The sequence below is a fragment of the Shewanella sp. 11B5 genome (genome assembly GCF_002836795.1).
Classification (GTDB): domain Bacteria; phylum Pseudomonadota; class Gammaproteobacteria; order Enterobacterales; family Shewanellaceae; genus Shewanella; species Shewanella frigidimarina.
In genome coordinates, this window is record NZ_PJAP01001004.1 from 1 (window position 1) to 2,710 (window position 2,710).

3 protein-coding genes are annotated in these 2,710 nt (G+C 40.7%); 2 read left to right on the plus strand and 1 reads right to left on the minus strand.

Features of this window, described 5'->3' with window-relative positions:
* A partial coding sequence (locus tag CXF78_RS19515; RefSeq protein ID WP_145991574.1) for a redoxin domain-containing protein occupies nt 1–297 on the plus strand: 297 nt, incomplete at its 5' end.
* 282 nt (nt 298–579) lie between these two features.
* Nucleotides 580–1,236: a nitroreductase family protein gene (locus tag CXF78_RS19520; protein ID WP_011636882.1), complete on the plus strand. Its 657-nt coding sequence runs from the start codon at nt 580–582 to the stop codon at nt 1,234–1,236.
* 118 nt (nt 1,237–1,354) lie between these two features.
* On the opposite strand, the gene CXF78_RS19525 is transcribed toward CXF78_RS19520, so the two are convergent.
* Nucleotides 1,355–2,644 (minus strand): alpha/beta fold hydrolase, encoded by a 1,290-nt coding sequence (locus CXF78_RS19525; protein WP_102037691.1) that lies wholly within the window; start codon nt 2,642–2,644, stop codon nt 1,355–1,357.
* Between the last annotated feature and the right edge of the window lie 66 nt (nt 2,645–2,710).

Consider the following 2,710-nt stretch of genomic DNA (forward strand, 5'->3'; position numbering starts at 1 on the left):
GCTGACTCGCCACAAAATATGCTGAGTTTTGCTGAGCAACATGGTTTTGAATTTGCTTATTTAGTGGACGAAGATCAGCAAGTGGCTAAGCAATATGGTGCAGTGTGCACTCCTGACTTTTTTGGTTTTAATTATCTCGGTGAATTGCAATATCGTGGCCGCTTAGATGATGCGCGTTTGCAAGATGCGCCGAACAGAGAACCTGAACTACTACAAGCCATGCAAATGATTGCTGCAATAGGCAAAGGGCCTAAACAGCAAACTGCCAGCATGGGTTGCTCTATTAAATGGCGATAAGCCCGTTCAGTTGGCTATAAATTTAGTGCGCTATAAACCTTGAAAAATTGTTTTTAAGCACCATAACAGGGTAAACAGTGTGTTGAGTAAATTACGTTGTTAACCAATTGTATTTATTGTTAATTATTATTTTATTTTTTGTGTTTAGTTTGAATTTTAGATGTTATTTACGACCAATGGTTGTGACTAACAAGGTTAGTTAATCGATGATGTTAATCACCTGCATTAATCAATGTCGTTAACTGCCAGTCCTTTTACTCATTGTTAAAATCGAGATATCACATGACCAATGCCATTATTGCTGATTTAGAAAAACGTTACACTGCCAAACGCTATGATGCGACTAAACGCGTGCCTAAAGAAGATTTAGCCGTGATTTATGACGCTATGGTGTTATCGCCGTCATCAATTAACTCTCAACCATGGAAATTTATCGTGATTGAAAGTGACGAAGCCAAGCAACGTTTACATGACTCTTATGCTAATAAGTTTCAGTTTAATCAACCGCATGCTAAAACGGCTTCACATACTATATTGTTTGCATATAACCCCAAGTATACCCGCGAAGACTATGCCAAAGTGGTTGATCAAGGCATTATCGATGGCCGTACTAAACCTGAAGATCGCGAAAGTGCATTTGGTGGATACGCATTTGTTGATTTAAACACTGATGAAGCGGGTAACAATGCGGCTTGGACTAAGTCACAAACCTATTTAGCATTAGGTAACACTATGCATACGCTAGCGCGCCTTGGTATCGACTCTACGCCAATGGAAGGTGTTGATAGTGAAATGCTAGGTCAAATATTTGCTAAAGAGCTGGACGGTTATGTGTGTGAAGTTGCATTAGCATTTGGTTATCATCATTCAGATGAAGACTACAACGCCAAGTTACCAAAATCTCGTTTAAACATTGATCAAGTGTTACAGGTTTTATAATTAACGAGTCGCTTTTTACGGGGCTGATGTTAATAAAAAGGGGTATAAGAGTAATCTTATGCCCCTTTTTTTATGTTATTGAAGCCAAAAGCTGAACACGTTTACGAGTATTGAGTCACTAGCGTAAACAGTGGCCGCGATTGAGGCTTATCAATTTATCGAGTACGCGTTCGCCGTCCATACGAATGCCATTGTGCTCATATTCTGATGTGAGCCAATACTTAAGGTTCGCCACTTTTTTTGTGGTTTCTAAACTGTATTGCATTTCGACATACATATCTTCGCTGTATATTGCGGCTGCAACCGGGACTTTATTATTAGCCAGTTTTTCTAGGTCATATAACGCAGGCCAGTCTTTTTTCGCTGCGATAAGCTCAGCGGCTTGTTGCAGTGGAATGAGTTGTTCAAATTGGGCAAACATCCACGGATAGACCATTTCGCCAGTGAACAATAATGGTTTGTCAGGGCGATAGTTAAATTGGCTGTATTGTGCTCGTATTCTGTGTGCCGCCCAAGCTGATGCTTGTTGCTGACAATAAATAGACTCATGCATTAATGCAAAAATAGGGTTGGTGTTGTAGTCGAGAAATTGACTGAACTGATGTAGAAACAGTGGATTAACGTCGATACCATGCGGTGTTTCAATTAACGCTTGCTCAAGCAGATAGTAAACCGCTTCTGGGCCTTGTTCCATACCGATATTAATGCCTAGCAACTGCAACATTTCAACTGTGAGTTGCTCGCCAGTTGCTAAGTAGACTTTGTTTTCGTAAAGGTATTTGGCTAAGTCATCGACTAAGGTGCGTGCATCACTAAAGCGTTTGAAAAAGTCATTGTTTTTAGCGATGACACGTTGATAAGTGGCTTGATAAACCTCTTCGGCAGGGCGGTCTACTGAAGGAATACCACCGGTAATGTATGCCTCTTTGAGGCCTTCTGGTGCAGCAGATAAATAATGCAATACACAAAATCCACCAAAACTTTGGCCTAAAATACTCCAAGGTTCATCTGGCGATAATTTTGCGCGAATATACTCTGCATCTCGAACAATATTGTCTGCACGGAAAAAGCTTAGGTAGTCCGCTTGGTCTGTTGAACTCATGTAACTTAAGCTGGTGGCATTAACCGGGCTTGATAGTCCGGTACCTCGTTGGTCGAGTAATAACACTCTATATTCAGTTAACGCGCGTTTTATCCAGCCACTATTGCTCACAGGTCTTACTGCGCTAAAACCCGGTCCACCTTGAAAAAACACTAAGTAGGGCAGTTTTTTATGTTGATTTTCGACACTGACAATTTCCCGTGCGAAAACCGTAATCTGTTTACTTGGACTTTGTTGATAGTCTAATGGCACAGAGAAAAAATGTTTACGGGCGACGATGTCTGATAAGGTGAGATCAATGTGCATAATAAGGCCTGCTGAGTCAGAATTAATGTGTATTGCCAGCGGTAATAACGCTATTTTATAAGCCAT